Source organism: Mycobacterium sp. 236(2023) (assembly GCF_029623955.1).
Taxonomy (GTDB): domain Bacteria; phylum Actinomycetota; class Actinomycetes; order Mycobacteriales; family Mycobacteriaceae; genus Mycobacterium.
In genome coordinates this window covers 283,961-310,453 of sequence record NZ_JARSBP010000006.1, presented here as the reverse complement: position 1 = coordinate 310,453, position 26,493 = coordinate 283,961, and the positions used below count along the sequence as shown (strand labels likewise).

General features: G+C 66.2%; 24 protein-coding genes. 10 read left to right on the top strand and 14 right to left on the bottom strand.

Annotated features, from left to right (window positions below):
* The first annotated feature begins 26 nt into the window (after positions 1-26).
* Positions 27-968 (top strand): LysR family transcriptional regulator, encoded by a 942-nt coding sequence (locus P9A17_RS24415; protein ID WP_278041326.1) that lies wholly within the window; start codon positions 27-29, stop codon positions 966-968.
* 243 nt (positions 969-1,211) lie between these two features.
* Complete coding sequence (locus P9A17_RS24410) at positions 1,212-3,389, top strand: glutamine synthetase III (RefSeq protein ID WP_278041325.1); 2,178 nt, start codon at positions 1,212-1,214, stop codon at positions 3,387-3,389.
* Positions 3,390-3,417: 28 nt separating this feature from the next.
* Here the strand turns inward: P9A17_RS24410 and P9A17_RS24405 are convergent, their stop codons facing one another.
* Positions 3,418-4,482, bottom strand: a complete 1,065-nt coding sequence (locus P9A17_RS24405) for a YncE family protein (protein WP_278041324.1) — start codon at positions 4,480-4,482, stop codon at positions 3,418-3,420.
* Between the two features lie 148 nt (positions 4,483-4,630).
* Here P9A17_RS24405 and P9A17_RS24400 point away from each other — a divergent pair, with 148 nt between their 5' ends.
* The gene (locus P9A17_RS24400; protein ID WP_278041323.1) at positions 4,631-6,187 is read left to right on the top strand and encodes a Na+/H+ antiporter; all 1,557 of its coding nucleotides are present in this window, start codon (positions 4,631-4,633) and stop codon (positions 6,185-6,187) included.
* Here the strand turns inward: P9A17_RS24400 and P9A17_RS24395 are convergent.
* The 7 genes from P9A17_RS24395 to iolC all read right to left on the bottom strand — a co-directional run bounded on the left by P9A17_RS24395 (position 6,184) and on the right by iolC (position 14,346).
* On the bottom strand, positions 6,184-7,032 hold the full coding sequence (locus P9A17_RS24395) for a sugar phosphate isomerase/epimerase (protein ID WP_278041322.1): 849 nt from the start codon (positions 7,030-7,032) through the stop codon (positions 6,184-6,186). The two genes, P9A17_RS24400 and P9A17_RS24395, sit on opposite strands and share 4 nt — an antisense overlap.
* A 101-nt stretch (positions 7,033-7,133) precedes the next feature.
* The gene (locus P9A17_RS24390; RefSeq protein WP_278041321.1) at positions 7,134-8,627 is read right to left on the bottom strand and encodes a CoA-acylating methylmalonate-semialdehyde dehydrogenase; all 1,494 of its coding nucleotides are present in this window, start codon (positions 8,625-8,627) and stop codon (positions 7,134-7,136) included.
* A 34-nt stretch (positions 8,628-8,661) separates the two neighbouring features.
* Positions 8,662-9,666: a Gfo/Idh/MocA family oxidoreductase gene (locus P9A17_RS24385; protein ID WP_278041320.1), complete on the bottom strand. Its 1,005-nt coding sequence runs from the start codon at positions 9,664-9,666 to the stop codon at positions 8,662-8,664.
* A gap of 10 nt (positions 9,667-9,676) precedes the next feature.
* Positions 9,677-11,626 carry a 3D-(3,5/4)-trihydroxycyclohexane-1,2-dione acylhydrolase (decyclizing) gene (gene iolD, locus P9A17_RS24380; RefSeq protein ID WP_278041319.1) on the bottom strand — a complete coding sequence of 650 codons (1,950 nt, stop codon included), beginning with the start codon at positions 11,624-11,626 and terminating at the stop codon, positions 9,677-9,679.
* Positions 11,627-11,628: 2 nt separating this feature from the next.
* Positions 11,629-12,501 (bottom strand): 5-deoxy-glucuronate isomerase, encoded by an 873-nt coding sequence (gene iolB, locus P9A17_RS24375; protein ID WP_278041318.1) that lies wholly within the window; start codon positions 12,499-12,501, stop codon positions 11,629-11,631.
* Complete coding sequence (locus P9A17_RS24370) at positions 12,501-13,385, bottom strand: aldolase (protein ID WP_278041317.1); 885 nt, start codon at positions 13,383-13,385, stop codon at positions 12,501-12,503. The genes iolB and P9A17_RS24370 overlap by 1 nt, the downstream gene beginning before the upstream one ends.
* Entirely contained in the window at positions 13,378-14,346 is a 969-nt protein-coding gene (gene iolC, locus P9A17_RS24365; RefSeq protein ID WP_278041316.1) for a 5-dehydro-2-deoxygluconokinase, read from the bottom strand. The genes P9A17_RS24370 and iolC overlap by 8 nt, the downstream gene beginning before the upstream one ends.
* Positions 14,347-14,504: 158 nt before the next feature.
* Between iolC and P9A17_RS24360 the strand changes: the two genes are divergently transcribed.
* On the top strand, positions 14,505-15,236 hold the full coding sequence (locus P9A17_RS24360; RefSeq protein ID WP_278041315.1) for a GntR family transcriptional regulator: 732 nt from the start codon (positions 14,505-14,507) through the stop codon (positions 15,234-15,236).
* A gap of 2 nt (positions 15,237-15,238) precedes the next feature.
* Here the strand turns inward: P9A17_RS24360 and P9A17_RS24355 are convergent, their stop codons facing one another.
* The 3 genes from P9A17_RS24355 to P9A17_RS24345 form a co-directional block, all read right to left on the bottom strand.
* Positions 15,239-15,613, bottom strand: coding sequence for a hypothetical protein (locus P9A17_RS24355; RefSeq protein WP_278041314.1), 375 nt, complete (start codon positions 15,611-15,613; stop codon positions 15,239-15,241).
* Between the two features lie 92 nt (positions 15,614-15,705).
* Entirely contained in the window at positions 15,706-16,488 is a 783-nt protein-coding gene (locus tag P9A17_RS24350; protein WP_278041313.1) for a TIM barrel protein, read from the bottom strand.
* Positions 16,485-17,456 carry a Gfo/Idh/MocA family oxidoreductase gene (locus P9A17_RS24345; RefSeq protein WP_278041312.1) on the bottom strand — a complete coding sequence of 324 codons (972 nt, stop codon included), beginning with the start codon at positions 17,454-17,456 and terminating at the stop codon, positions 16,485-16,487. The genes P9A17_RS24350 and P9A17_RS24345 overlap by 4 nt, the downstream gene beginning before the upstream one ends.
* Positions 17,457-17,560: 104 nt before the next feature.
* Between P9A17_RS24345 and P9A17_RS24340 the strand changes: the two genes are divergently transcribed.
* The 4 genes from P9A17_RS24340 to P9A17_RS24325 all read left to right on the top strand — a co-directional run bounded on the left by P9A17_RS24340 (position 17,561) and on the right by P9A17_RS24325 (position 21,595).
* Complete coding sequence (locus tag P9A17_RS24340) at positions 17,561-18,556, top strand: LacI family DNA-binding transcriptional regulator (RefSeq protein ID WP_278041311.1); 996 nt, start codon at positions 17,561-17,563, stop codon at positions 18,554-18,556.
* A 165-nt stretch (positions 18,557-18,721) separates the two neighbouring features.
* Positions 18,722-19,708 carry a substrate-binding domain-containing protein gene (locus P9A17_RS24335; RefSeq protein ID WP_278041310.1) on the top strand — a complete coding sequence of 329 codons (987 nt, stop codon included), beginning with the start codon at positions 18,722-18,724 and terminating at the stop codon, positions 19,706-19,708.
* Positions 19,708-20,766 carry an ABC transporter permease gene (locus tag P9A17_RS24330; RefSeq protein WP_278041309.1) on the top strand — a complete coding sequence of 353 codons (1,059 nt, stop codon included), beginning with the start codon at positions 19,708-19,710 and terminating at the stop codon, positions 20,764-20,766. Before P9A17_RS24335 ends, P9A17_RS24330 begins: the two co-directional genes overlap by 1 nt.
* A gap of 4 nt (positions 20,767-20,770) precedes the next feature.
* Complete coding sequence (locus P9A17_RS24325; RefSeq protein WP_278041308.1) at positions 20,771-21,595, top strand: ATP-binding cassette domain-containing protein; 825 nt, start codon at positions 20,771-20,773, stop codon at positions 21,593-21,595.
* A gap of 88 nt (positions 21,596-21,683) precedes the next feature.
* Here P9A17_RS24325 and P9A17_RS24320 read toward each other — a convergent pair whose 3' ends face one another.
* On the bottom strand, positions 21,684-22,946 hold the full coding sequence (locus tag P9A17_RS24320; RefSeq protein WP_278041307.1) for a DUF445 domain-containing protein: 1,263 nt from the start codon (positions 22,944-22,946) through the stop codon (positions 21,684-21,686).
* A complete protein-coding gene (locus P9A17_RS24315; RefSeq protein WP_278041306.1) occupies positions 22,943-23,641 on the bottom strand; it encodes an Abi-alpha family protein in 699 nt (232 codons plus the stop codon). Before P9A17_RS24315 ends, P9A17_RS24320 begins: the two co-directional genes overlap by 4 nt.
* A gap of 118 nt (positions 23,642-23,759) precedes the next feature.
* Here P9A17_RS24315 and P9A17_RS24310 point away from each other — a divergent pair, with 118 nt between their 5' ends.
* The gene (locus P9A17_RS24310) at positions 23,760-24,233 is read left to right on the top strand and encodes an SRPBCC family protein (RefSeq protein WP_278041305.1); all 474 of its coding nucleotides are present in this window, start codon (positions 23,760-23,762) and stop codon (positions 24,231-24,233) included.
* 94 nt (positions 24,234-24,327) lie between these two features.
* Positions 24,328-24,477, top strand: coding sequence for a hypothetical protein (locus P9A17_RS24305; protein WP_278041304.1), 150 nt, complete (start codon positions 24,328-24,330; stop codon positions 24,475-24,477).
* Between the two features lie 10 nt (positions 24,478-24,487).
* On the opposite strand, the gene P9A17_RS24300 is transcribed toward P9A17_RS24305, so the two are convergent.
* A complete protein-coding gene (locus tag P9A17_RS24300; RefSeq protein ID WP_278041303.1) occupies positions 24,488-26,404 on the bottom strand; it encodes an alpha/beta fold hydrolase in 1,917 nt (638 codons plus the stop codon).
* Positions 26,405-26,493 lie beyond the last annotated feature (89 nt).

Below are 26,493 nucleotides of genomic sequence, written 5' to 3'. Positions count from 1 at the left end.
ACGCTGGCTATCGAAAAGGGTGAGACATGGCGAACGATCTGCTGCTGCAACATCTGGACTACCTGCTGGCACTGGCCGCGGAGCGTCATTTCGGCCGGGCCGCGGCCCGCTGCCACGTGAGTCAGCCGACGCTGTCGGTGGCGATCCGCCGGCTCGAACGTGATCTCGGCATCGTCATCGTGCAGCGCGGGCACCGCTTCGAGGGGTTCACCGAGGAGGGCCGCCGCGTCGTGACCTGGGCGCAGCGGATCATCGCCGAGCGGGATGAGATGTTCGCCGACCTGGAACGCATGCAGGGCCGGCTGACGGCGACCGCGCGCCTCGGGGCCATCCCGACCGCCGTGCCCGCCAGCCCGTTCATCACCGCGGAGTTCCTGAGGCGTAATCCGGCGGCTTCGGTGCGGATCGAGGCGTTGTCGTCGCGCGAAATCGCCCGTCGATTGGCCGATTTCGAGATCGACGCCGGATTGACCTACCTCGACGACGAACCGCACCCGGACACGCGCGCCGTCGAGCTCTACCGGGAGCAGTACGTCCTGCTGGCTCCGGCCGACCATCCGCTGATGGCGACGGGGGAGGTCACCTGGTCCGACGCGGCGACGATGGATCTGTGTGCCTTGACCACGACGATGCGCAACCGTCGCATCCTCGACGCGAACATGGCCGCCGAAGGCGTGCGGTACCGCCCGGTGGTGGAGGCGGACTCCGTCGATGCGCTCTACGCGCACCTGACGCATTCGCGGCGCGCGACCATCGCGTCGACGGCCTGGCTGCCGCAACTCGGGGTGCCGAACAGTTTCGCCGCGCGGCCGATGGTCCAGCACGGTCAGCGTCCGCCGATCGGGCTGGTCGTCCTCGATCGCGCTCCAGCATCCATCGTGGCGGCAGCCCTCGTGGCCGTCGCTGCCGACCTGGACCTCGGTAGCCAGATCAACACCGCGGGTGTCAAAACGACCCATCCGGGGTGACCCTCGCACCGCGAGCGCGCGTGTCTGTACCGCGCCGCGCCGCAGTTGGTGGCATTCAAGGCACCCTCGCGGCCGATCGAGCGCGCGCTTCCGCACACAACAGCCCGAGAAGCGCACATTGGTAACTAGCGCCTTCTGCCGTTGACGCGTGCGTAACAAGTTCGGAATCGACCCTTCCTAGTGTTGGCCGGTCAACGGTCCGTGAAAGCAGTTCCGGACATACATGCAGTGATAGGAAGTCCATTGAGCGGTAATGCGGTGCGTCTGCAGGCGATCAACAACGTCGAGGGCTACGTGCCACCGGCGATCAGCTTCGACCCGACCGAGGCGCCCGGCGAGATCTTCGGCTCCAACGTCTTCACCAAGGCTGAGATGCAGCTGCGCCTGCCCAAGTCGGTCTACAAGTCCGTCGTCGCGACCATCGAGAAGGGCGTCACGCTGGATCCGGCCGTCGCCGACTCCGTCGCCTCGGCGATGAAGGACTGGGCGCTGTCCAAAGGCGCCACCCATTACGCGCACGTCTTCTACCCGATGACCGGCCTGACCGCCGAGAAGCACGACAGCTTCCTGGAGCCGGTCTCCGACGGCCAGACGCTCGCCGAGTTCGCCGGCAAGACCCTGATTCAGGGCGAGCCCGACGCCTCCAGCTTCCCGTCCGGCGGCCTGCGCAGCACCTTCGAAGCACGCGGCTACACCGGCTGGGACGTCACCAGCCCCGCGTACATCCTGGAGAACCCCAACGGCAACACCCTCTGCATCCCCACGGTGTTCGTCTCGATGACCGGTGAGGCGCTGGACTACAAGACGCCGCTGCTGCGCAGCCAGCAGGCCATGGGCGCACAGGCCGAGCGCATCCTGAAGCTGTTCGGGCACAAGAACTTCGACAACATCGTGTCGTTCTGCGGTCCGGAGCAGGAGTACTTCCTCGTCGACCGGCATTTCTTCCTGGCTCGCCCGGATCTGATCAACGCCGGCCGCACGCTGTTCGGCGCCAAGCCACCGAAGGGTCAGGAGTTCGACGACCACTATTTCGGTGCGGTGCCCGAGCGCGTGCTCGGCTTCATGATGGACACCGAGCGCGAGCTGTTCAAGCTCGGCATCCCCGCCAAGACGCGGCACAACGAGGTCGCACCCGGCCAGTTCGAGATCGCCCCGATGTTCGAGCGGGCCAACATCGCCGCCGACCATCAGCAGCTGCTGATGACCATCTTCCGCACCATCGCCAAGAAGCACGGCATGGAGTGCCTGTTCCACGAGAAGCCGTTCGCCGGTGTCAACGGATCGGGCAAGCACGTCAACTTCTCGATGGGCAACGCCCAGTTCGGCAGCCTGCTCGTGCCAGGTGACACCCCGCACGAGAACGCCCAGTTCCTGGTGTTCTGCGCCGCCGTCATCCGCGCGGTGCACAAGTTCAGCGGGCTGCTCCGCGTTTCGGTGGCCTCGGCCACCAACGACCACCGCCTGGGCGCCAACGAGGCGCCGCCGGCCATCATCTCGATCTTCCTCGGCGACCAGCTCGCCGACGTGTTCGAGCAGATCGCCAAGGGTGCTGCCACGTCGTCGAAGGGCAAAGGCACCATGATGATCGGTGTCGACACCCTGCCGCACCTGCCGACGGATCCGGGGGACCGCAACCGCACCAGCCCGTTCGCGTTCACCGGCAACCGTTTCGAGTTCCGCGCGCCGGGTTCCGGGCAGACCATCAACGTGCCGATGATCATCCTGAACACGATCATGGCCGACTCGCTGGACTACATGGCGAGCGCGTTGGAGAAGGCCGTCGCTGACGGCGCCGATTTCGATGCGGCCGTCCAGACGTTGCTCACCGAGATCATCACCGATCACGGCGCGGTCGTGTTCAACGGCGACGGCTACTCGGAGAACTGGCAGATCGAGGCAGCCGAGCGTGGCCTGCTGAATCTGAAAACCACGCTGGACGCGATTCCGGAGCTCATCAAGCCGGAAGCTATCGAGGTGTTCGAGAAGTACGGCGTGTTCAACGAGCGGGAGTTGCACAGCCGCTACGAGGTTCGCCTCGAGCAGTACGCGCTCACCATCGCCGTCGAGGCCAAGCTGGCGTTGGAACTCGGAACGACGGTCATCCTGCCGGCGGCGGTTCGCTACCAGACCGAGCTGGCGCAGAACGTCGCCACGCTGAAGGCGGCCGGCGTCGAGGCGGACACTACTCTGCTGCAGTCGGTTTCGGCGCCGATCGGTGAGTTGACCGCGGCCCTGGGCACGCTCAAGGCTGCGCTGTCGGATCATTCGGCGGAGTCGGCGCTCGACGAGGCCACCCACGCGCAGAAGGCGTTGCTGCCGGCGATGGATGCTGTGCGTGTCGCCGCGGATGCGTTGGAAGCTGTTGTTGCCGATGACCTTTGGCCGCTGCCGACTTACCAGGAGATGCTGTACATCCTTTGATCCTGCTCCGCGAGCGTGACGTTCGTACTCAGCCCGGGTCGACGATCTGCACGACGCCTGCGGTGACGCCGGCGATGAACAGCCGTCCGGTGGTCGTGTCGACGCCGACGGTGTACGGATTCTGCACTGTCGGTATCCGCGCAATCTCGCGTGGCATCGCCTCGGACATGTCGTAACCCACCACCTCGTTGGTTCCCGAGGATGCCACCCAGAGGCGGTCCCGTGTCGCGTCGTAGGCGATGCCGTACGGGCCGCCCGGCTGGTCGATCTCGGCGAGTTGGCTTGGTGTCGTGTCGAAGACGCGCACGGTGTCGCCGCGGGTGTCGGCGGCGACGAGTCGGCCGTGCTTGTCGGCGACGAGATGGGTCGGACCGTCACCGGCTGGCGTCGAGCCGACGATGGTGAGGTTCGCGATGTCGTAGACCGTCAGGTCGTTCTTACGCACGTCGAGCAGACCCATCCGGTCACCGACGGGTGCCAGGCCGGCGGGCTGCACGCTGTCGGTGAACACCTTGACGATGTCGTCGCCGCGCAGCACCGTCACGGTCCCGCCGTGTTCGTTGGCCACGAACACCGTGCCGTCGGCTGCCTCCGAGGCATCATGCGGAACAGTGCCGGTGACGATCTGTCGTCGAGCCTGTCCAGAGGGCAGGTCCACGCGCACAAGCGCGTTCGCGCTCTCGACAGGTACGAGCACCGGACCGCCGGGCGCGGCGAGTTGGAGATGACGCACCACCCCGGGCAGCGGAGTGCGGCCGACGATCTCGCCGGTGTCGGCACTGAGCAGGACGAGTTCGTTCGGATTGCGCTTGGCGACGGCCACTGTTCGGGTGACCGCGTCGACGACGATTCCTTCGGGAGCGGCGCCGACCGAGACCTGTCTGCCGGCAGGGGGTGAGGCAGGGGTCGGCGCAGATTGTGGCTCCGCCGGCGGGGGAAGACCGTCTGCGTCTGGTCTGCTGCCCTCGGTGGGGACACCGGGCGGCAACAGGCCCGAGGTCGTTGCGGCTGCGGATTCGGAGGCAGGCGCCGACTGGATGGGGGGATTTCCGCACGCGCCGACCAGCAACACCGTCGATGCAAGGGCGGCCATAATTCGCATGGTCAACGACTACCCAAGCGTGCAGCGCTGCACGCCGAGGAGACGAACCCGTAAGAACTGCCGATCTCAGCTCGCGGGGGATTGGGTTGGCCGTAGCTGGGCAACCTGCCTTGTGATCTCTGGCAAGAGCGGCTGATTCGTGGCTGCGCTGACCCTGTTGCTCGTGCTCGCGGCGGCCACCGTACTGCTTGCGCCGCTGGCCGAGCGCATCAATCTGCCCTACCCCGTGGTGATGCTGATCTTCGGATTGGCGATGGCGTTTGTCCCCGGCCTGACTGTGTCTTCGCTGAACCCCGAGTTGATCCTGCCTCTCGTACTGCCGCCGCTGTTGTTCGCAGCCGCCCGGCGCACGTCGTGGCGGCAGTTCCTGGACAATCGTAGGGCGATTGCGTTGCTGGCGGTCGCGCTCGTGGGGGTGACGGCGTTTGTCGTCGGCTTCGTGTTGCAATCGGTGGTTCCGGGACTACCGCTGATGGCCGCCGTGGCGCTGGGCGCAGCGGTCGCGCCCCCGGATCCGGTGGCGGCTACCGCGGTGGCGCACAAGCTGCGGCTGCCGCGGCGCCTGCGCACCATTCTGGAAGGCGAGGGGCTGTCCAACGACGCCACTTCGCTGGTCCTCTACGAGGTCGCCGTCGCTTCGACAATGGCCGGCGCATTCGCACCTCTCCGTGCCGGGGCGGCCCTTGCCGCGGCGATCGCGATCGGTGTGGCTATGGGTTTGGTGCTCGCGGTCGTCACCCGCTGGCTTCTCGTAAGGCTCCCGGCGCACCCCGCCGGGAGTGCTCTCGTTCTGGTCATGCCTTTCGCAGCCTATGTAGCCGCCGACGCGGCGCACGGCAGCGGTGTGCTGGCGGTGGTGACGATCGCGCTGGCCCTCAGCCGTTACGCCGACCACGAGTCGGCCCAGACCCGGCTGGTGTCGGGGACAACGTGGGAGATCATCGAATTACTGGTCACCGGAGCCGCATTCGCGTTCGTCGGATTGGAGCTGCGGGCCGTCGCCCAACAGGTCGACGGTCCGCTCGGCATCCTCATCCAGCAGGCTCTGCTGATCACCGTCATTGTCGTCGTGGTCCGGTTCGTCTGGATCTTTCCTGTTGCGGCACTGGATGAACGGCTGCTGCAGAGAAAGCGCTCCATCGCCGAGCCGGTGGGCTGGCGTGAGATGACCGTCGCTTCATGGGCAGGGATGCGTGGCGTCGTCACACTTGCAGCGGTGTTGGCGCTGCCCCCCGATTTCCCCGAGCGTGAACGTCTGATCTTCATCGCGTTCGTCGTCATCATCGGCACCATGCTTGCCCAGGGTCTGACCCTGCCGCTGCTCGTCCGAGCGTTGCGGGTGAGGGCATCGGGCGACGACCGGGACGCCGAGGAACAAGAGCTCCTGCAGCGGGGGAGTGCAGCCGGTTTCAGCCGCCTCGAAGAAATCCGCGAGCGGGGCGACGTGGACCCTGAGGTGATCGACGAGGCGCGTGAGAACGCCGAACGGATGTGGCACTCATTGGGCGCTCGAAAGACGCAAGAGGAAGGCGCTGTCCACGCGCATGATGCGGGCACTCTCAACGCGCTCAAGGAGGAAATGCTCGAAGCTGCGCGCGACGCTGTCGTCGAGCACCGGAGTCAGTCAGGGACCGATCCGCTCGTCGTCGACGCGGTGTTGCGACGTCTCGATGCCCGCGGTACCACCGACGGCTAGCCCAGGATCTTGCGCGCGGTGTCCGCGGCCTGCTGAAGCGCCTGCCGAACGGGCAACTGCCGGAGATCTTCTGAGAGAATCTCGACACCCCAAGGCCCATCGAAACCCTTCGCGCGCAGAAGTCCGATCAGGCCGGTTAGGTCGAACGCGCCCTCGCCGCAGAGCAGTCGCCGTTCGACGGTGTCCTCGAACAGAGTGCCAACCACTTCCGGCGCCGCGTCGTCGAGCTCGACCCCGAAGATCATTCCGTCGGGCAGCGTCGCGTCCAGTTCGGACAGTGAGGTACCGGCGCGGAACACATGCCACGCATCGACGAGCAATCCGACGCCGAGATGGTCTGCGGCCGTGACGAGTTCGGCACCCATCGGGACCGTTGCGATCCGGGAGAACGGCATGGTCTCGATCGCGATCCGGGTGCCAAGCCGGGCGGCTTCGTCGGCAAGCTCACGCAGCGGTGCGACCAGCGGCGCCAGGTCCGTGAGCGGGGGCCCGTTCTCCGACCCGATCTTGATGAACACAGGGTTGAGCACCCTTGCGGCCTCGAACAGCAGGCCTCGGACGTCATAGGTGTGCCCGGGCCGGCCGGGCGGTATCCACCAGCGTTCGAGCAGCTCGATCTCGATGTGGGACAGCCCGTGGTCGGCTGCCATGTCGCGTAGCGCCGCAAACCCGATCGAATCACGCACTGCCAGAAGGTCGTCGGCGATCAAGCCGAATCCGACATAGCCGGCCTCGACGATCGCCTGAAGGCGCTCGGCGACCGGGACGGGACTGGTCGCGGGCGACAGCATCGGCGACGTGTCGCCGGCGCTGGTCCATGCGGTCGCGACGAGTTGTGTGTTCACGGGTTGCTTTCGTGGCCGGCGAACGTGCATGAAATGCCACCGCGAGCGGCGCGTCTACGTGCAGACGCGCGCGCTCGCGGTGCAACGGTCAAACGGACTGGCTAGCCGTTCTGCGGGAAGCCGAGGTTGATGCCGCCGTGGCTGGGATCGAGCCAGCGCTGGGTGATGGCCTTCTGGCGGGTGAAGAACTGCACGCCGTCCATACCGTGGGCGTGGCTGTCACCGAATAGCGAGGCCTTCCAGCCGCCGAAGCTGAAGTAGGCCATCGGCACCGGGATGGGGACGTTGATGCCGACCATGCCGACCTCAACCTCGTTCTGGAACCGCCGGGCCGCGCCGCCGTCGTTGGTGAAGATGGCGGTGCCGTTGCCGTAGGGGTTGGAGTTGATCAGTTCCAGTGCCTGGTCGTAGGTTTCGACACGGACCACCGACAGCACTGGGCCGAAGATCTCGTCGGTGTAGACGGTCATCTCGGGGGTGACATTGTCGAGCAGGGTCGGGCCCAGCCAGAAGCCTTCAGCTCCGCCGTTGGCCTTGACAGTGCGTCCGTCGACGACGACCTTGGCGCCCGCGGACTCGCCGGCGTCGATGTAGGAGGCGACCTTGTCGCGGTGCACCTTCGTCACCAGCGGGCCCATGTCGGAATCCTTGGTGCCGTCACCGATCTTCAATGGCGTTGTGCGCTCGGCGATCTTGGCGACCAGATCGTCGGCGATCGGTCCGACGGCCACACAGGCGCTGATCGCCATGCAGCGTTCCCCGGCGGAGCCGAAGCCGGCGTTGACCATCGCGTCGGCGGCCAGGTCCAGGTCGGCGTCGGGGAGGATGACGGCGTGGTTCTTGGCTCCGCCCAGTGCCTGGACGCGCTTGCCCGCGGCGGTGCCTGTGCTGTAGACGTACTGCGCGATCGGGGTCGACCCCACGAACGAGACGGACTTGATCTTGGGGTTGGTCAGCAACTCGTCGACCGCCGTCTTGTCACCCTGCAGCACGTTGAACACGCCGTCGGGCAGACCGGCTTCCTTCCACAGGTTTGCCAGCCACAGCGCGGCGGTGGGGTCCTTCTCCGAGGGCTTGAGCACGACGGTGTTGCCGCAGGCGATGGCGATGGGGAAGAACCACATCGGCACCATGGCGGGGAAGTTGAAGGGGCTGATGATGCCGACCGGCCCGAGGGGCTGGCGGATGGAGTAGACGTCGACCTTGGTCGAGGCGTTCTCGGTGAATCCGCCCTTGAGCAGATGCGGTATGCCGCAGGCGAATTCGACGACTTCCTGGCCGCGCGAGACTTCACCGAGGGCGTCGGAGACGACCTTGCCGTGTTCGCTGGTGATGATCTCGGCGAGCTCGCCCTTGCGCTCGTTGAGCAGCTCGCGGAACGCGAAGAGCACCTGGGTGCGCTTGGCCAGCGAGGTGTCGCGCCATGCCGGGAACGCCGCGGCGGCCGCGTCGATGACCTTCTGCGCGTCGGCGACCGAGGCCAGCGCGACCTCGCCGGTGACCACGCCGGTGGCCGGGTTGGTCACCGGAGCCGTCGCACCCGAACTGCCGTCGAAGACAGCGTTGTTGACCCAATGGGAGATGGTGTTCGTCATTCTCTTTCTACTTTCTTGTTTCGGGCTGGGATGTTCAGATGCGGTCTGCGAGCTGCACGTCGACGGGCAGACCGGTGTGGAGTGATTCGACACCTGCGGCGCAGACGGCCGCGGCGGCGTAGCCGTCCCACGCGGTGGGGCCGTCGACGTTGGTGCCGGCTCTGACGGCGTCGACCCACCGCTGGATCTCGGTGTCGTAGGCCCGGCCGAATCGCTCCCGGAAGCCGGGCGTGATGGTGCCACCCCAGTGACCGGGAGCTGATTTGCGGATCAGGCCGACGTCCAAGCCGATCATCGCGCTGCCACGCTCGCCGACCACCTCGGTGCGGACTTCGTAGGCGACGCCGGTGGTGACGAACAGCTCGACATCGACGTGCTTCCCGGAGACGGTCCGCAGGATTGCGATCTGTGGGTCGATGACCCCAACGGGTGCACCGGGATTGGAGAACGGCTTCACGATCTGCACGCTGGCGATCTCTTCGCCGAACAGGTAGCGGGTGACGTCGACCTCGTGGACGAGCGAGTCCTTGACGATCAGCGAGCTGTCGAAATATGACGGGACGCTGGGATTGCGGTGCACACAGTGCATCACCAGCGGAACCCCGAGTTCACCGCCGTCCAGCAGTGCCTTCAACCGCATGTACTCGTCGTCGAACCGGCGCATGAAACCGACCTGGATCAGCTGCCTGCCGAGCTCGGCTTCCCGCCGGACGATCTCCAACGACGTCGCAACGTCTGTCGTCAGGGGCTTTTCGCACATGACGGGCTTACCGTGCTCCAGGCACGCCAGCAGCTGCTTCTCGTGCGTGGTGCCCGGCGTGGCGAGGACGACCGCGTCGACGTCCGCGTCGGCGATGGCGTCGAGTGGGTCGGCGATGGCGCGGCAACCGTCGATCGCCGAGGCGATCTGTTCGGCCTTCTCGGCGACGTAGTCGTTGACGACGGTGACGCGGGCGCCCGAGATCCGGGACTCGATGCGGGCGACGTGATCGGCGCCCATGACACCGACGCCGAGGACGGCGATTCGTAGGTCGGACATTGAGTGTTCCTCAGCGATCGGACGGATTGATCAGTGGCCGTTGGACTTTCTTCCAGTCCGCGTACCGCTCGTAGGCCTGCTGCGTCGACTCCAGCGTCGATACCTCGCTGACGGGCACATCCCACCAGGAGTGGCTGTCCGGAGCGAAGATCATCGGGTCGGTCTCGACATAGATGACGGTGGTGCGGTCGGCCGCCTTGGCGACCTTGACCGCGTCGGTGAACTCGGCGGCGGTGCTCACCTTGATCACGTCGGCGCCGAGGCTGGCAGCGTTGGCCGCGAGGTCCACGGGCAGGTGGCCGCCGTCGAGCCGGCCGCCTTCGCCGCGATACTGGTAGGACGTCCCGAATCGCTGGGAGCCCAACGACTCCGAGAGCCCGCCGATGGAGGCGAAGCCGTGATTCTGCACCAGCACAGGGATGACCTTGACGCCCTCCTGCACCGCTGTTGCGATCTCGGTCGCCATCATCAGATAGGAGCCGTCGCCGACCATGATGAACACGTCCCGATCGGGCGCGGCCATCCGCACGCCGATGCCGCCGGCGATCTCGTAGCCCATGCACGAGAAGCCGTACTCGACGTGGTAACCCTTGCGGTCGCGCATCCGCCACAGCTTGTGCAGGTCGCCGGGCATCGAGCCGGCCGCGCACACGACGATGTCGCGGGGATCGGAGAGGGTGTTGACGAGTCCGATCACCTGGTTCTGGTTCAGCGCCACCCCGTCCTCGGTGCGGTACACCTCGGTGACGGTGTCGTTCCACTCGGTCATGAGGTCGCCCACGCGCGTTGAGTATTCGTTGCTGACGGAATAGTCGCCGAGCAGCTCGGTCAGCGCTTCGAGGGCTTCCCGGGCGTCGGAGACGACGCTGATGCCGCCCTGCTTGACCGAGTCGAGCGAGGCCACGTTGATGTTGACGAAGCGAACGTCGGGGTTGTTGAACGCCGTGCGCGACGCGGACGTGAAATCGCTGTAGCGTGTGCCGATCCCGATGATGACGTCGGCGTCGCTGGCCAATGCGTTGGCCGCGGTGGTGCCGGTGGAGCCGACGGCGCCGACGGAACGCGGATCATCGTGCAGCAGTGAACCTTTGCCGGCCTGGCTCTCGCACACGGGGATTCCGGTCGCGGAGACGAACCGCGCGAGGGCATCGTTGGCACCCGAGTAGATGACCCCGCCCCCGGCGACGATCAGCGGCTTCGTGGCCGACCGGATGACCTCGGCCGCGCGGGCGATCACCGAGCGCTCCGGCAGCGGGCGGGCGATGTGCCAGGTGCGTTCGGCGAACAGCGACACCGGCCAGTCGAACGATTCGGCCTGCACGTCCTGAGGCAGCGCGATCGTCGCCGCGCCCGTCTCGACGGGGTCGGTCAGCACCCGCATCGCGCCCAGCAGTGCGGCGGGCAGCTGCTCGGGGCGCCACACCCGGTCGAAGTAGCGTGACAGGGGCTTGAACGCGTCGTTGACGGTGACATCGCCGGACGACGGGAGCTCCAGTTCCTGCAGTACCGGTGAGCTCACCCGCGTCGCGAAAGTGTCAGAGGGAAGCAGCAATACGGGAAGCCGGTTGATGGTCGCCAGCGCGGCGCCGGTCAGCATGTTCGTCGCGCCGGGGCCGACGCTGGCTGTGACGGCCCACGCCTGGGTGCGGTCCTGCTGACGTGCGTAGGCGACCGCGGTGTGCACCATGGCCTGCTCGTTGCGGCCCAGCACGTACTTCAGGCCCGGCTCGGTTTTCGATTCGACCGCTTCGATCTCGGATTGCAGCAGGGCCTGCCCGATGCCTGCCACGTTGCCGTGGCCGAAGATGCCGAAGCAGCCGGCGAAGAACTTGTGCCGATCGCCGTCGTGCTCGACGTACTGGTTGGCCAGAAAGCGGACGGTCGCCTGGGCGACCGTGAGTCGCACGGTCGGTTCGTCGTCGACGAGCTTGTCGGTGGACTTCGGCGCGGTGGAAACCACGATCATTCTCCTTGAACGGGCGCAGTGAACGGCAGGCGAGGGTCGATCTCCTGGTGCTCCCAGCTGCCGCGCAGCCAGGTGTGATTGGGATCGTCGCAGATGAGCCAAGCACGGGTGGGGCCGGAGCCGGCCATCACGTTCAGGTAGTACATGTGGTGGCCTGGGGTGGCGATGGACGGTCCGTGGTAACCGTGCGGAACCAGCACCACATCACCGGTGCGCACCTCTTCGAGCACCTCGATCGGGCGCTCCGGGGTGCCGTACACCCGGTGGTAGCCGAAACCCGGTGTCCCGGCGGGGGAGTCGTCGACCTCGAAGTAGTAGATCTCCTCGAGCTGCGTTTCGACGTCGGTGTTCTCGTCGTGCTTGTGGGCCGGGTAGCTGGACCAGTTACCACCGGGCGTTATGACCTCGCACGCGATCAGCGAATCGGCCTCGAACGCCGTCGCGGTGCCGAAGTTGTGCACCTGGCGGCTGCAGTTGCCCGCTCCGCGCAATTCGACGGAGACGTCGGCCGCGGCGACGCGGCGGTTGGGGAACGAGTTCGTCGCCCGCGCACCGCAGATCGCGATGCGCCCCCGTCCTGTCAGCACGTAGGCCTGACCGATCCCCAGGTACACCATGTCGGCGGGCCCGTCGAACACCGAAGCGCGGTAGGACAATTCGAAAGTCCGTCCGTCGCACTCGATCACCGCGGCCCCGGACAGCGGCAGGATCATCACCTCGGTGTCACCAGTGGTCAACGACACCGAACCCTGGTCGCCGAGATCGACGACGTGCAAGGATGATTCGGCCCAGCCCGCGTCTTCCGGCGTGATCGCGACGGTGAACGGCGCGGCCGCGCTATTGGCGGGGATATACAGTTTCGAGTTCATTATCGGACCATCGCTACCGCGGTCGCGACGGCCGAGCTGACGTCGTCGTCGGGGGGGTACAGCAGTGTGCGGCCGACGATCAGGCCGCGCACCGACGGAAGGGCGAGTGCTTTCTCCCAGCTGGCGAACGCCTCTTCGGGATCCGTGGGGTCACCGCCCAGCAGCAGGGTCGGCATCGTCGTGGCCTCCATCACCCGATCCATCTCGTCGACAACGGGGAGCTTCATCCACGTATACGCCGACGTACTGCCGAGGCCCTGACCGATGTGGATCGACTTGATCACCGCGTCGGGCGACAGGTCGTTCTTGACCTTGCCGTTGACCCGCGAGGACATGAACGGTTCGAGCATCGCGATCAGTCCGCGGGCGGCGAGCTCGTCGACGGCCTGCGCACAGGCCGCCATCGTCGCCACCGTACCCGGATCGCCGAGGTCGATGCGGCACAACATCTTTCCGCCGTTCATCTTCGCCGCCGCGGTGGACGCCGCGGTGGCGCAGGTCATCCGGTCGTCGAGCTCGAAAGCCGACCCGGCGAGTCCGCCGCGGTTGAACGACGAGAAGACGACCTTGTCGTCGAGTGCTCCGAGCAGCACGAGGTCGTCGAGGATGTCCGACGTGGCCAGGACGCCGTCCACTCCGGGGTCGGCGAGGGCGGCGCGAAGCCGGTCAAGCAGATCGGTGCGGCTGTTCATCGCGGTCGGCCGCGATCCGACGGCGAGGGCGCCGCGGGCGGGGTGATCGGCGGCCACGATCATCAGTCTTCCGTTGCCGCGCGACGTCGGCCGGGTCTTGCGGTGCTCCCAGGCGCGCTGCACGGCGGCTGGGTCAGTCGCGCGGACCTCGGTGATCTCGGCGTAGTCCCGGCACAGGGGTGTCTTAGACATTGACGGCCTCCACAGCGGTCTGTTCGGCCAGTTCGGCAACCTCGCCGGCCGTCGGCATGGCGGTAGAGCATTCGAGCCGCCCGGCCACGATGGCCCCTGCGGCGTTGGCGTAACGCAGCGTCTTCTCCAGCGACCAGCCGTTGAGCAGGCCGTGGCACAGGCTTCCGCCGAAGGCGTCGCCGGCGCCGAGGCCGTTGACGACGTCGACCTCGTTGGGCGGCACCGTCACCGACGAGTGGCGGGTCTTGCCGAGCACGCCCCGGGGACCCTGCTTCACGATCGCTAGCTCGACACCCATGTCCAGCAGCGCGTCGGCCGCCTTGTGCGGGTTGGACTCGCCGACGGCGATCTCGCACTCCTCACGGTTGCCGACGGCGACGGTGACATGCGCCAGCGCCTTCTGCACCTGCTCGGTGGCCGCTGCGGGCGTGGCCCAGAACATCGGCCGGTAGTCCAGGTCCAGGACGGTCAGCGGCTGCCGCGAACGTGCGTCCCACGCAGCGAAATGCGCACTGCGGCTTGGCTCTTCGGAAAGTCCTGTGACCGTCGACCAGTAAAGCCGCGCCGAACGGACCGCGTCCGCGTCGATCTCGTCGGCGCTGATCTGCAGGTCCGGGGCGCTGGGCTTGCGATAGAAGTAGAGCGGGAAATCATCCGGCGGGAAGATCTCGCAGAACGTCACCGGGGTCGGGAACTCGCCGTGGGTGGCGACGAAACGGTTGTCGACGTCGAGGCGGGCGAGTTCGGCGCGGACGTAGCGGCCGAACGGGTCGTCGCCGACGCCGGAGATGAGCGCCGAGCGGTTCCCGAGCCGTGCGGCCGCGACCGCGACGTTGGCGGCGCTGCCGCCCAGGAACTTCCCGAACGTCTGTACGTCTTCGAGGCCGACGCCGACCTGAAGGGGGTACACGTCGACGCCGCTGCGCCCGATGGCGAGTACGTCATATGGCTGATTGGTCATAGAAAGTCACTCCGACGGATAGGTGTGGGTGGCTGACTAAGACTGTGCCTCTCGTCACGGTGTGATGTCAAGACTTTGTCCTGACATTCTATCTTTATCTCAATCGGTGTTAACATTCAGCTACCGTTGACAGGCCCCAACCCGAGATCGGAGCCGACGTGCCCTTGACAGTGGAGCTCGACCGGTCAAGCCCGGTTCCGCTCTATTACCAGCTGGCCCAGGCGATCGAGGCCGCGATACGCGATGGCGAACTCTCGCCGGGTGACCGATTCGAGAACGAGCTCGCGCTGGCTAAGCGGTTGACGCTGTCGCGCCCCACCACGCGGCGTGCCATCCAGGAACTCGTCGACAAGGGTCTGCTCGTGCGCAAGCGGGGTGTCGGCACACAGGTCGTGCAGAATCCTGTGCATCGCCGCGTCGAGTTGACGAGCCTGTTCGACGATCTCGCCCGCGCCGGCCAAGAGCCGACGACGCGGCTGCTCAAGTTCCAGGTGGGCCCGCCGGATGAAGAGGTTGCCCGCGAACTGAACCTCGCCGACGATCGCGAGGTCGCCGCCATTCACCGATTGCGTTGCGCCAACGGCGAACCGCTGGCCTTGATGATCAACTACCTCCCCGCGGACATCGCGCCCGACGCCGAGGAGTTGGAGAACAACGGCCTGTACCAGTCGCTGCGCGCCCGCGGGGTCCACATCCGGCTGGCCCGGCAGCGCATCGGCGCGCGCAGCGCCACCCGCGCCGAGGCCCAACTGCTCGACGAGAAGCCGAACGCGCCGTTACTGACCATGGCGCGCACGGCATTCGACGATTCCGGTGCCGCCGTCGAGTACGGCAACCACTGCTACCGCGCGTCGCGCTACTACTTCGACACCACGCTCGTCGACCGCTGACCTCAGCAGCGGATCGGCACGCCGAACAGGCCCATGCCGCATTCGAATGCAGCACCCGGCGGCATTCCCGGCCCGTCCCAGACGTTGCCGTTCGGTTCGATTTCCCAGCCGGTCGGCTGGTAGGTGACAGGGTCGTAGCCGGGCGGGACCTTGACCCCGACGTTGCCCATGCCGCCCTTCGTGTACTGCCAGGTGTGGCACACGTTCATGTCCAAGACGTAGTTGGCTCCAGGGCCCGACGGGGAATGCATGGGCTGCCCCGGGCACCACACATGCGGCTCCGAGGGAAGGGCAGCGGCGGTGCCCGCCGCGGCAAGGCCCGCTGCCGCGAGACCGGCCGACAGAACCGCGCCGGCAAGGATCTTCGTGCTGTTCATGGTGACGTCCTTCGCTCTCTGCGCCGAAACGGAATTCCAGCAGGCCCGCTCTCGCACAACCCCTGCTGGAATTCCGTTTCGGCGATCACGAGTCAGCTGAAGGCGGCGCGGAAACGCTCCAGCGCGGCCTCACTTCCCTGCGGACCCTCGCCGGAGGCCCAGGCCTCCATACCGATCGTGCCGGTGTAGCCGATGTCGCGAAGTGCCGCGGCGACCGCGGGGTAGTTGATCTCACCGGTGCCCGGCTCGCAGCGGCCCGGCACATCGGCCACCTGGATCTCGCCGATCGCGTCGCCGCACCGCCGTACCAGTTCGATCAGGTTCCCCTCGCCGATCTGCGCGTGATAGAGGTCGAGCATCATCTTCACGTTCGGATGCCCCACGCCCTCGATCAGGGCGAGCGTGTCCTTCGCGCGGGCCAGCGGCACACCGGGATGGTCGACGATCGTGTTGAGGTTCTCGACGCAGAACGTCACGCCTGCCGCGGCGCCGAGCTCGCCGAGGCGTTCGAGCGTCCGGGAGGCCGTCAGCCACATCTGACCGGTGCTGCGCTGCCGAGGACGGGCCGCCTGGCCGTCGACGAGTTCGGCGGTGTGCAGGTTCAGGCGGGTGACCCCCAGGATCTCCGCGGCCTTGATGCTCAGCTCGGCGGTGCGAACCACTTCGTCGCAGGTGTCCGGGTCGATGAGATCGCCGTGCAGATAGCCCGTCATCGACGTGAACGTCGCGCCCGTGGTCGCCAGCGCCTCCAGATCCTTGTCGTGCCAGCTCCAGATCTCGGCCGCGAAGCCGAGCTCGTCGATGCGCTTCACCCGATCCAGGATCGGCAGATCGCGGAACACCATCTCCGAGCAGACGGCCAACTGGAAACTCATCGCAGCGCCCCGTCGAGAACGACGGGTGCCTGACGCTCGACGGATGCGCGTGCGGCGAGGGCGATTTCCAGGGCGACGCGGGCGTCGACCCCGGTGACCGACGGCTCGACGCCGGCCCGCACGGACTCGGCGAAATGAGCGAACTGTGCGACGTACGCGTCGTGGAACAGCTCGACATTGGATGTCCCGGCGCGGTCGGGCTCGAGGCCGGCCTGCAGGATGCCGTTGGCGCCGAACACCTCACCGCGGACGTCATAGCCGTAGACGGCCTGGAAGCTGGCCTCGGCGACGGCGAACGCGCCGTTGTCGAACCGGATCTGCACGACCGACGTGTCGAGGAAGCCTTGGCCGGCGAACTGGGGATGGATCAGCGCGTCGGCCTGGGCGTACACCTCGGTGACGCGGGCGCCGGGGTTGAGCCAGCACAACGTGTCGAAGTCGTGGATGAGGGTCTCGTTGAAGATCGTCCACGGCTTGACGCGCGCCGCCACCTCAGCAGAGATGCCCGGATCCCGGGTGAGCGACCGGAGCAGCTGCGGAGTTCCGATGTCCCCGTTGGCGATGCGGCTGTGCATTGCAGCGAAGTCGGCGGCGAAACGCCTGTTGAATCCGACCTGCAACGCGACCCCGGCACCTCGGGCGGCGGCGATGGCGCGGTCGGCATCGTCGAGGGTCAGCGACATCGGCTTCTCACAGAACACGTGCTTACCTGCCTGCGCGGCGGCGACGACGAGGTCGGTGTGGGTTGCGGCGGGGGAGGAGATGGCGACCGCCTCGACGGCGGGGTCGGCGATCAGCTCGAGCGGGTCCTGATAACTGCGCGGAGCGGAAAGGCGTTCTGCGGCACCGGGAACCGGGTCGGCAACGGCGACAAGCCGGGTGTTGGGCAGGCGGTTGGCCAGCGTCTCGGCGTGGAAGCTGCCGATCCACCCCGCGCCGATGAGCCCGAACGACAACGGATTGGGCATGTGTGTCTCCGAATCTGACATGAATTACTAGAACGTTCTAGTACGGTAGGGCCTTGCGGAGACTTTCGTCAACGACTCCTCTGGAACGTTCTAGGGTGAACAGCGTGCATCGCAGACCGACGTTGGAGGACGTGGCCCAGCGGGCCGGCGTCTCGCGCGCGCTCGTGTCCATCGTGATGCGCGACGCGCCCGGCGCGAGTGAGCACACGCGCCAGCGGGTCAGGCAGGCTGCCGAGGACATCGGATACCGTCCCGACCCTCGGGCGCGGCGGTTGCGGCAGCACCGCACCAACCTCATCGGGCTGACCTTCGCTGCGGGCCAGGAATTCCACGCCGACCTCGTCGACGGCGTCTACGTCGCCGCCGACGCGCTCGGTTACGACGTCGTGCTCAGCGCCGTCACCCCGCATCGCGACGAGCCGCGCGCGGTGCGCACGTTGGTCGACGATCGCTGCGAGGGTCTGGTGCTGATCGGACCCCAGATGCGGGCAGGCCGGCTCGCCGATCTGGCCGCACGGATGCCCGCTGTCGTGGTGGCCCGCCGGGTGCGCGGTGTGGACGCCGTCCGCAGCGACGATGTCGCCGGTGCGACGATCGGCATGGAACACCTGCTGTCGCTGGGGCATCGCCGGATTCTCTATCTCGACGGGTGCGGTGCGCCCGGCGCGGCCGAGCGGAAGCGCGGCTACCGCGGTGCTGTCACGGGCGCGCAGATATCCGAGTGGGTGCGGCCGGGCGGGCTCACCGAACGCGACGGCGCCGCGGCCGCCACCGCGATGCTCGAGTCGGGTGATCTCCCCGATGCCGTCTTCGCGTTCAACGACCGGTGCGCGCTCGGCGTCATGGATGTTTTGATCCGGGCGGGAATCTCTGTTCCGCAACAGATTTCGGTCCTCGGATTCGATGACAGCCCGCTGGCCGGGTTGGCCCACATCCAGCTGACCACGATCCGACAGGACTCCGCGGGACTCGCTGAGGCGGCAGTGAAGCGATTGACCGCCCGACTCGATGGGGGTGGATCCGCCGACGAATCCGCAGTCGACATCGTGCGTGAGCCCACGTTGGTGGTCCGAGGTTCGACCGCCACTCTGACGGCGTGATCTGCGGATATCCGGACAGACAAATGACTTGCAGTCCTAATGTCAGGACAAAGTCTTGACTTTCGGGTGTGAGGCGTATTACATCACCAGTGAGGCGTGTCGCCCGGCACCACCCCGGGAGGGCGATGAGGGCGTTCGCGGCAGTCTCGACGACAAGGAGAAGTAATGACGTTCAAGCGGCTCGCGGCGTTCGCCGGAGCGGGCATTCTGGCCCTGGGAATCGTGTCGTGCTCGTCGACCGGCGGCGCACCCGAGCAGTCCGGTGAAGGTGGCGGCGGCGGGACCGTCGACACACCCCGGATGACGATCGCGATGATCACCCACGAGGTTCCCGGCGACTCGTTCTGGGACCTGATTCGTAAGGGCGCCGAAGCGGCGGCGAAGAAGGACAACATCGAGCTGCGGTACTCCAACGACCCCGAGGCGCCGAACCAGGCGAACCTCGTGCAGTCGGCGGTCGACAGCGATGTCGACGGCATCGCCCTCACGTTGGCCAAGCCCGACGCCATGCAGGCCGCCGTCAAGGCCGCAGAAGCCAAGGGAATCCCCGTCGTCGCCTTCAACGCCGGTATGGACGCGTGGAAGCCGATGGGCGTCAAGGAGTACTTCGGTCAGGACGGCCGCATCGCGGGCCAGGGCGTCGGCGACCGGCTGCGCGCCGAAGGCGCCACGAAGTCGATCTGCATCATTCAGGAGCAGGGCCACGTCGATCTCGAAGCGCGCTGCGCCGGCGTCAAGGACACCTTCCCGGCCACCGAGGTGCTCAATGTCAACGGCAAGGACATGCCGTCGGTGGAGTCCACCATCACCGCCAAGCTGCAGCAGGATCCGAGCATCGACTACATCGTCGCCCTCGGCGCCCCGTTCGCGCTGACCGCCGTGCAGTCGGCCAAGAATGCCGGCAGCACCGCCAAGATCGGCACCTTCGACACCAATGCCGCTCTCGTCGAGGCGATTCAGGCCGGCGATGTGCAGTGGGCCGTCGATCAGCAGCCCTATCTCCAGGGCTACCTCGCCGTCGACTCGCTGTGGCTGTACCTGAGCAACGGCAACGTCATCGGTGGCGGCCAGCCCACACTGACCGGGCCTGCGTTCATCGACAAGTCGAACATCGACGCCGTCGCCGAGTATGCGAAGGGCGGCACCCGATAGTGACTACCCAGGAAGCTCTCGAAGTCGCCAACCACAAGGTGGTGCGCGACGAACGGGTCAAGGAACGGAACCGGCTGCAGCGCATCCTGATCCGCCCCGAGATGGGCGCGGGTATCGGTGCCATCGGAATCTTCGTCTTCTTCTTGATCGTCGCGGAACCGTTCCGTGAGGCGTCGTCACTCGCCACGGTTCTGTACGCCAGCTCCACGATCGGCATTATGGCCTGCGGTGTCGCGGTGCTCATGATCGGCGGTGAGTTCGACCTCTCCGCCGGTGTCGCGGTGACGTTCAGCTCGCTGGCCGCGTCCATGCTCGCCTACAACCTGCATCTCAATCTGTGGGTGGGGGCACTGCTTTCACTGGTCCTGGCGCTGACGGTCGGGTTCTTCAACGGCTTCCTGGTCATGAAGACGAAGATCCCCAGCTTCTTGATCACGCTCAGCACGTTCTTCATGCTCGCCGGTATCAACCTCGCGGTGACCAAGTTGGTCGCTGGTCAGGTCGCCACGCAGAGTGTGTCCGACATGGCCGGCTGGGACTCCGCGCAGAAGGTGTTCGCGTCGTCGTTCACCCTCTTCGGTGTCAGCATCCGCATCACGGTGGTGTGGTGGCTGGTGTTCACCGCGATCGCCACCTGGGTGCTGTTCAAGACCAAGATCGGCAACTGGATCTTCGCCGTGGGCGGTGACGCGGACAGCGCTCGCGCCGTGGGTGTTCCGGTCACCAAGGTCAAGATCGGGCTGTTCATGTTCGTCGGGTTCTGCGGCTGGTTCGTCGGCATGCACCTGCTGTTCGCGTTCAACACCGTGCAGTCGGGCCAGGGCATCGGCAACGAGTTCTTCTACATCATCGCCGCGGTCATCGGCGGCTGCCTGCTCACCGGCGGCTACGGCACCGCAGTCGGCGCGGCCATCGGTGCGTTCATCTTCGGCATGACGAACCAGGGCATCGTCTACGCCGGCTGGGACCCGGACTGGTTCAAGTTCTTCCTGGGCGCGATGCTGCTGTTCGCGGTGATCGCCAACAACGCCTTCCGCAACTACGCAGCGAAGAAGTGATCGCATGACCATCTCTGTCGAAAAGCCAAGCAGCGACTCGCAGTCCGGTGGCAAGGTGCCGTTGGTCGAGTTGCGCGACGTCGGCAAGTCCTACGGAAACATCACCGCGCTGGCGGGAATCAACCTGCGGGTCCACGCGGGTGAGGTGACCGGCATCCTCGGTGACAACGGCGCGGGCAAGTCCACGCTGATCAAGATCATCGCGGGTCTGCACCAGCAGACCGAGGGTGACGTCCTCGTCGACGGTGAGTCCGTCAAGTTCGGTTCGCCGGCCGAGGCGCTCGGCAAGGGCATTGCGACGGTGTACCAGAACCTCGCCGTCGTGCCGCTGATGCCGGTGTGGCGCAACTTCTTCCTCGGCCAGGAGCTCCGCAAGAAGTCGTTCCCGTTCTCGTTGGACGCCAACGCAATGCGTGCCACGACGCTGACAGAACTGGCGAAGATGGGCATCGACCTGCCTGATGTCGACGCACCGATCGGGTCGCTGTCGGGCGGTCAGCGTCAGTGCGTCGCGATTGCGCGGGCGGTGTTCTTCGGGGCGCGGGTGCTGATCCTCGACGAGCCGACCGCGGCCCTGGGCGTGAAGCAGTCCGGTGTGGTGCTCAAGTACATCACCGCGGCCAAGGAGGCCGGGTTCGGCGTCGTGTTCATCACGCACAACCCGCACCACGCGCACCTGGTCGGTGACCACTTCGTCCTGCTCAACCGCGGCAGGCAGAAGCTGGACTGCTCGTACGACGAGATCACCCTCGAGCACCTCACCCAGCAGATGGCCGGAGGCGACGAGCTCGAAGCGCTGTCGCACGAACTGCGCGCCGCCAAGAACTAGGCCGGCCGCATACAGCCCGCGCCGAACTGGGATTCCCGGTTGTGATCAGGAGCGAGATCGCAACCGGGAATCCCAGTTCGGCGTTCGGCTATTTGGTGAACAGTTCGATGAACTGCACCTGGATCTCGCCGACGACACCACCGAGCACGGCACCCACCGCGATCATCAGCGGCTCGTCGTCCTTGAACACCGGCCGCAGAATCGACTCGTACTCCTCGTTGGTCAACTGACTCATCTTGTCGATGATCGTGTTCTCGAGGTCGATCACCCGGGTGGCGTAGTTCTGCGCCTCCTCCAGAGTCTCCGGAAGTCGCTCCAGAGTCAGCTCGACCACCCGATCCTTGAGCGCTCGATAGCGTTTCGTGCCGATGGTCAGCGCCACGATCGGGCCGGCGATGCCCGTCTGCTTGTCCATCACCGACTCGATCTCCCTGGCGACCAACGCGAACAACTTGTCGGAGCCGGGCCCCTTGATGATCGCGTCGAACAGGATCTCGGGCGCGAACAGGTCGTCGGCGAGGATCTTCGCGTAATCGCGGGTGATCTTGTCGCGCTCGGCATGGAGCAGGCCCTGGAACGCGAACAACCCGAAGAACTTTCGCGGCTGCACGGGCCGGAACAACATGTTCAGCGCGATGTAGTCGCTGATGAAGCCGACCGCGAAACCGAATGCCGGCATGATCCACGGATTCTTGAACAGTGCCCACGCCACCATCTGGATGAGTCCGATGACGAGCCCGAAGTAGATTCCGCTGCGACGCACGAACGCCATGGCGTCGGTGGTGACGCTGCGCATCAGCTTGACGAGCTTGTCCTTGTTGCGCACCAACGTGGTCACCGCCATGAACTGGACGTCCAGGTAGCGGTTGAGGTCGGACTTGACCTCGTTGAGCATGTTCTCGGTGATCGTCGGGACCTGCGCGGCGATACGCGCCTGCACCGCTTGGCGTCCCGCCTCGGGGAGCGCATCCCACAGGCCGGGGCGGATCTGTTCGGCGACATCGCGGGATATGGCGTCGACGGCCTGGCTGAGAGGATCGCGGAGCGCCTCGATGGCCTCGTCGACATCGATGCGGTCGAGCAGCTCCTCGGGCTTGAGCAGATTGGACGTCAGCAACTCGATGGTCTTCGAGCCCACTTTGCCCGCCCGGCGGGGGACGATGCCCTGCCACCCGAACGGGCCGATGCCCTTGAACTCGGTTGGCCGGTACAGCATCTCGAGGGCAACGATCTTTGTGCTCCACCCGACGAAGGCGGCGACGATCGGCATCGACAGATACACCCACCAGTAGTCGCTGAAATCCGCGGTGATCTCCGCCCAGCTGGAGATCGCGACCGAGGTGGTTGTCATCCCTTCGCGTCGCCCTCGGTGGCGGCCTGCCAGAGCGCTTTGCCCAACGGCGAGAGGGACAACGTGAACTTCTCGACCTTCGCCGGCACCGGACCGCGCGTGGCACTCTTGATCGCCGCCAGGACGGCCGTCTCGGCAAGGAGCACCTCGTACTCGGTGCCGAGATCGGGATCCTCCGGTCCGATCTCGACCAGCCCGAGCGAACGCAGGTGGCTGACATACTGCGAGACCATATGGGGGAGGGCCACATTGGCGGTGCGACCGATAAGCGACGCGTTCTCCAGCACGGCCCGCCCCGGAGTCCTCGACTGCATCCAGCCGAACACGCTGACGACGGGAGACGACGAACCGTCCGACAGGGCGCCCAGGATCCGTGCCTCGTCCGCGACGAGCTGATCGAGCAGATGGTGGTAGAGCTCGGCCTGGCTGCCGCTGGTGTTCTGGTCGAGCGCGCGGCCGAGTAGCTGCGTCATCTTTCCGCTGAGTGACGCCGGGTCAGGTCCCTGCGCCTCCGGTTCTGCGCCCGTGTCGTCCTGCTCGGCCGCCTTGGCGCCGTCCTTGTCGTCGAGTGCGTCGAGGCCTTGACGCAGAGCGCCCACGACCTGCTTCTCGGTCCAGCTGTAAGCGTTCAGGCCCGCCCGCGCGGCGCCGATGGCGTGATTGATCAGCCCGCGCGGGTCGTACGGGTTCGGCATAGGAAAGAAGTTAACGGTTGTTTCGCCAACGAGATGGCAAACCTTGGCCAATCTCACATCGCGAACGCCCCGGTACGGGTCGGATTGGCGGGTGCCGCCGCCGGGTACGCGGCCCCGCATGACTATTTCCACCGTGAAAACAGAAGAAGCGGGACCGAAGGCCGTCAGCCGCAGCGTGCAGGTGTCCGCACCGGCCGCGACGTTGTTCGACCTGATCGCCGACCCCCACCGCCACCCCGAGATCGACGGATCGGGCACGGTTCGCGACATCGACGTGAAGGGTCCGCACCGGCTCAGCGCGGGAGACAAGTTCACCGTGGGGATGACGCAGTACGGCCTGCCCTACAAGATCACGTCGAAGGCCGTCACGGTGGAGGAGAACCGGGTCGTCGAGTGGGAACATCCGCTCGGCCACCGGTGGCGCTGGGAACTCGCCGAGGTCGGCCCCGGAGCGACGAAGGTGACCGAGACGTTCGACTACTCGACCGCGAAGGTCCCGTTCGTCATCGAACTCCTGGGCATGGACAAGAAGAACGCCGAAGGCATCGAATCGACCCTGACGGCCCTGGCCAATAAATACGACATGCATTAGTTCTGCGCCCGCTCACGAGACGTTCATGGTCTCGACATGGTGTCGGTAGCGCCGTCGACGGGCCTGTCAGGTGACCTCGCGGCACAATGGGGGCATGGACAGTGATCGCGAACCCCGGGTGCACGCGCCGGTCTGGCGTGACCCGCTGTCGGCGGGATGGCGGGCCCACCGCGGCCTGTTGCTGTTGCGCCTTCGTTGGCACGAGCGGCGCACCGAGGCCGCGGAACCGACGAGTCAGGGCTAGAGGGGCAGGATCAGACGGGCGCAGGTTCGGGCTGGTGTAGCACTCGGTCGATGTCGGCCCGCAGTTTCTCGTCGGGCCAGTATTCGCTGTGGCCCAGCAGATCGTCCGTCTCGCGTTCCGTGACGTTGCGATTCTCGGCCGACGGCAGCGCGGTCGCGATCGGATCGGTGACCCGCCAATAGTTGAACCACAAGTTGCCGGCGGAACGGGCAGCCACCGTCTCGAAGAACTCCTGGCCGAAATAGGTGGGGAAGAAAGCTGCGTAGAGCGACGACAGTGGTGATCCGCAGGTGTACAACGTGATACAGGACTGCGGCCCTTCGAGTTTGGACATGTACCACGAGCAGATCACCGATCCTTGGCTGTGCCCGACGAGTGCAACCTGTTGATCGCCGGCCTCTTTGAGCGCCTTCTCGATACCTTCGATGAGGATGTCCCGGTACGAAGCCCCTGCCAGCGGGACCGATTGCCGGGGCCAGAACCCGGCGATGTCGGCGATCATCTCAAAAATGCGTTTGATCCACTCACCCGCGCGCTCCGGTCGCCTGATGATGAGGAATCCGATGGCGATGACTCCGACGACCAGAACGACGTTGCGTGACAGGGAGATTCCGAAAACGGACATGTCGTCCAGATGCAGAGCCATTGCCGTCCAGGCCGCGGCCGTCATCGTCGTGGTGCCCACAACGACAAAGCTCAGGCACCCGGGCGCGTGACGCAGAATGCTGTGCCACCGCGACATCGATTTCAGTCCTGCGCCGGCAGGCGTTCTCGGCCTGCGCTTGTTCAGCAGGACGTTCACAGCCGTTGCGGCAATCAGGTTCACACCCAGGATCAGTAGAAGCACGGCGAAGAAGCCCAGCAACAGGTCGATGCGCAACGCCGAAGTGATGCCCTCAGGGTGAGGCAGCAGCGTGTGGGGGATCGGGCCTTCGACGCCGGTCACCCGGTCCCGAATGTCTTCGATGACGCCCATCATCTCTTCGGCGACGAGGCGTACCAGGGAACCGCCGGTGTGGAGCACGCCCGTTGCAACCATGAGCAACAACGCCGCGGCCGCCAAGGCGGACCCGTCTCTCGCTTCCCAGACGCTGCGCGAGGTAACCCGGATGTACACCGCGGCTACGGCAAGTGTCACCGCCAAGAGCGTGACGATGGTCGTGCTCACGCCGACGACGTATGCCATCGGATCGACCGTGTTCGCCGTGGCGGAGCTGCGTACTCCGCTGCCCGTCGCTTCGGTGTCGTACACCCACTGCGCAGGCCGTGCGCAGCAGACGGCGGCGACTGCTGCGAGCACAGCGAGATGTGCCGCCAAGCAGATCCCGCCACACTGCTCGACGAGGTTGTTGCCACATATGCGGTAGACGATCACGGCTCCCACCGCGACGGGCCCGCAGAGCGACAGCAACAGTCTGAAGACGATGAGATCTGCCGGACCTGCGATCGCGAGCCACACCGTCTCGACGATGACGGTGACCCACGCGGCGAGCGTTGCGGTCAGAATGATGCTGACGACCGAGATGCTCACGCGTAGCAGCAGCGCCGTCGGCTTGCGCCTCGGCGTCATGTATCCCGCGACGTTGACCAGAGTGAACGGAAACAGCAGATACCACCAGAAGGTGCGTGTCAGCTCGCGATTCGCACGGCTCCACGCAATCAGGAGAAGGTGATGAGAGGGCATCGGCGGGGGTTCGCAGATGACGACCTGACTCGTGCACCGGCTCTCGTAGCTCGGTCTGCCCAACGCGCTGTAGGTGGCGTGGTCGCCGACGCCGTGCATCCGAATCTCCGCGCCGGCCTGCGTGATCGCCTTTCGGTGGCGCTCGTTCGGAATGAACTTGATCGACGGCGACGATGCGGTAGCCGACGAATCGGACTTTGCGACGGCAGCGGTCCCGCTGGCCGACAATCCGAGCTTGCCCATGACGATGTCCCCCCGTCAGGGTGCGGTGACCCGCCGCACCGTTGAAGGGACCGTAGGACTGCCGAAGTGGTCACACCCGCGTAGTCGAC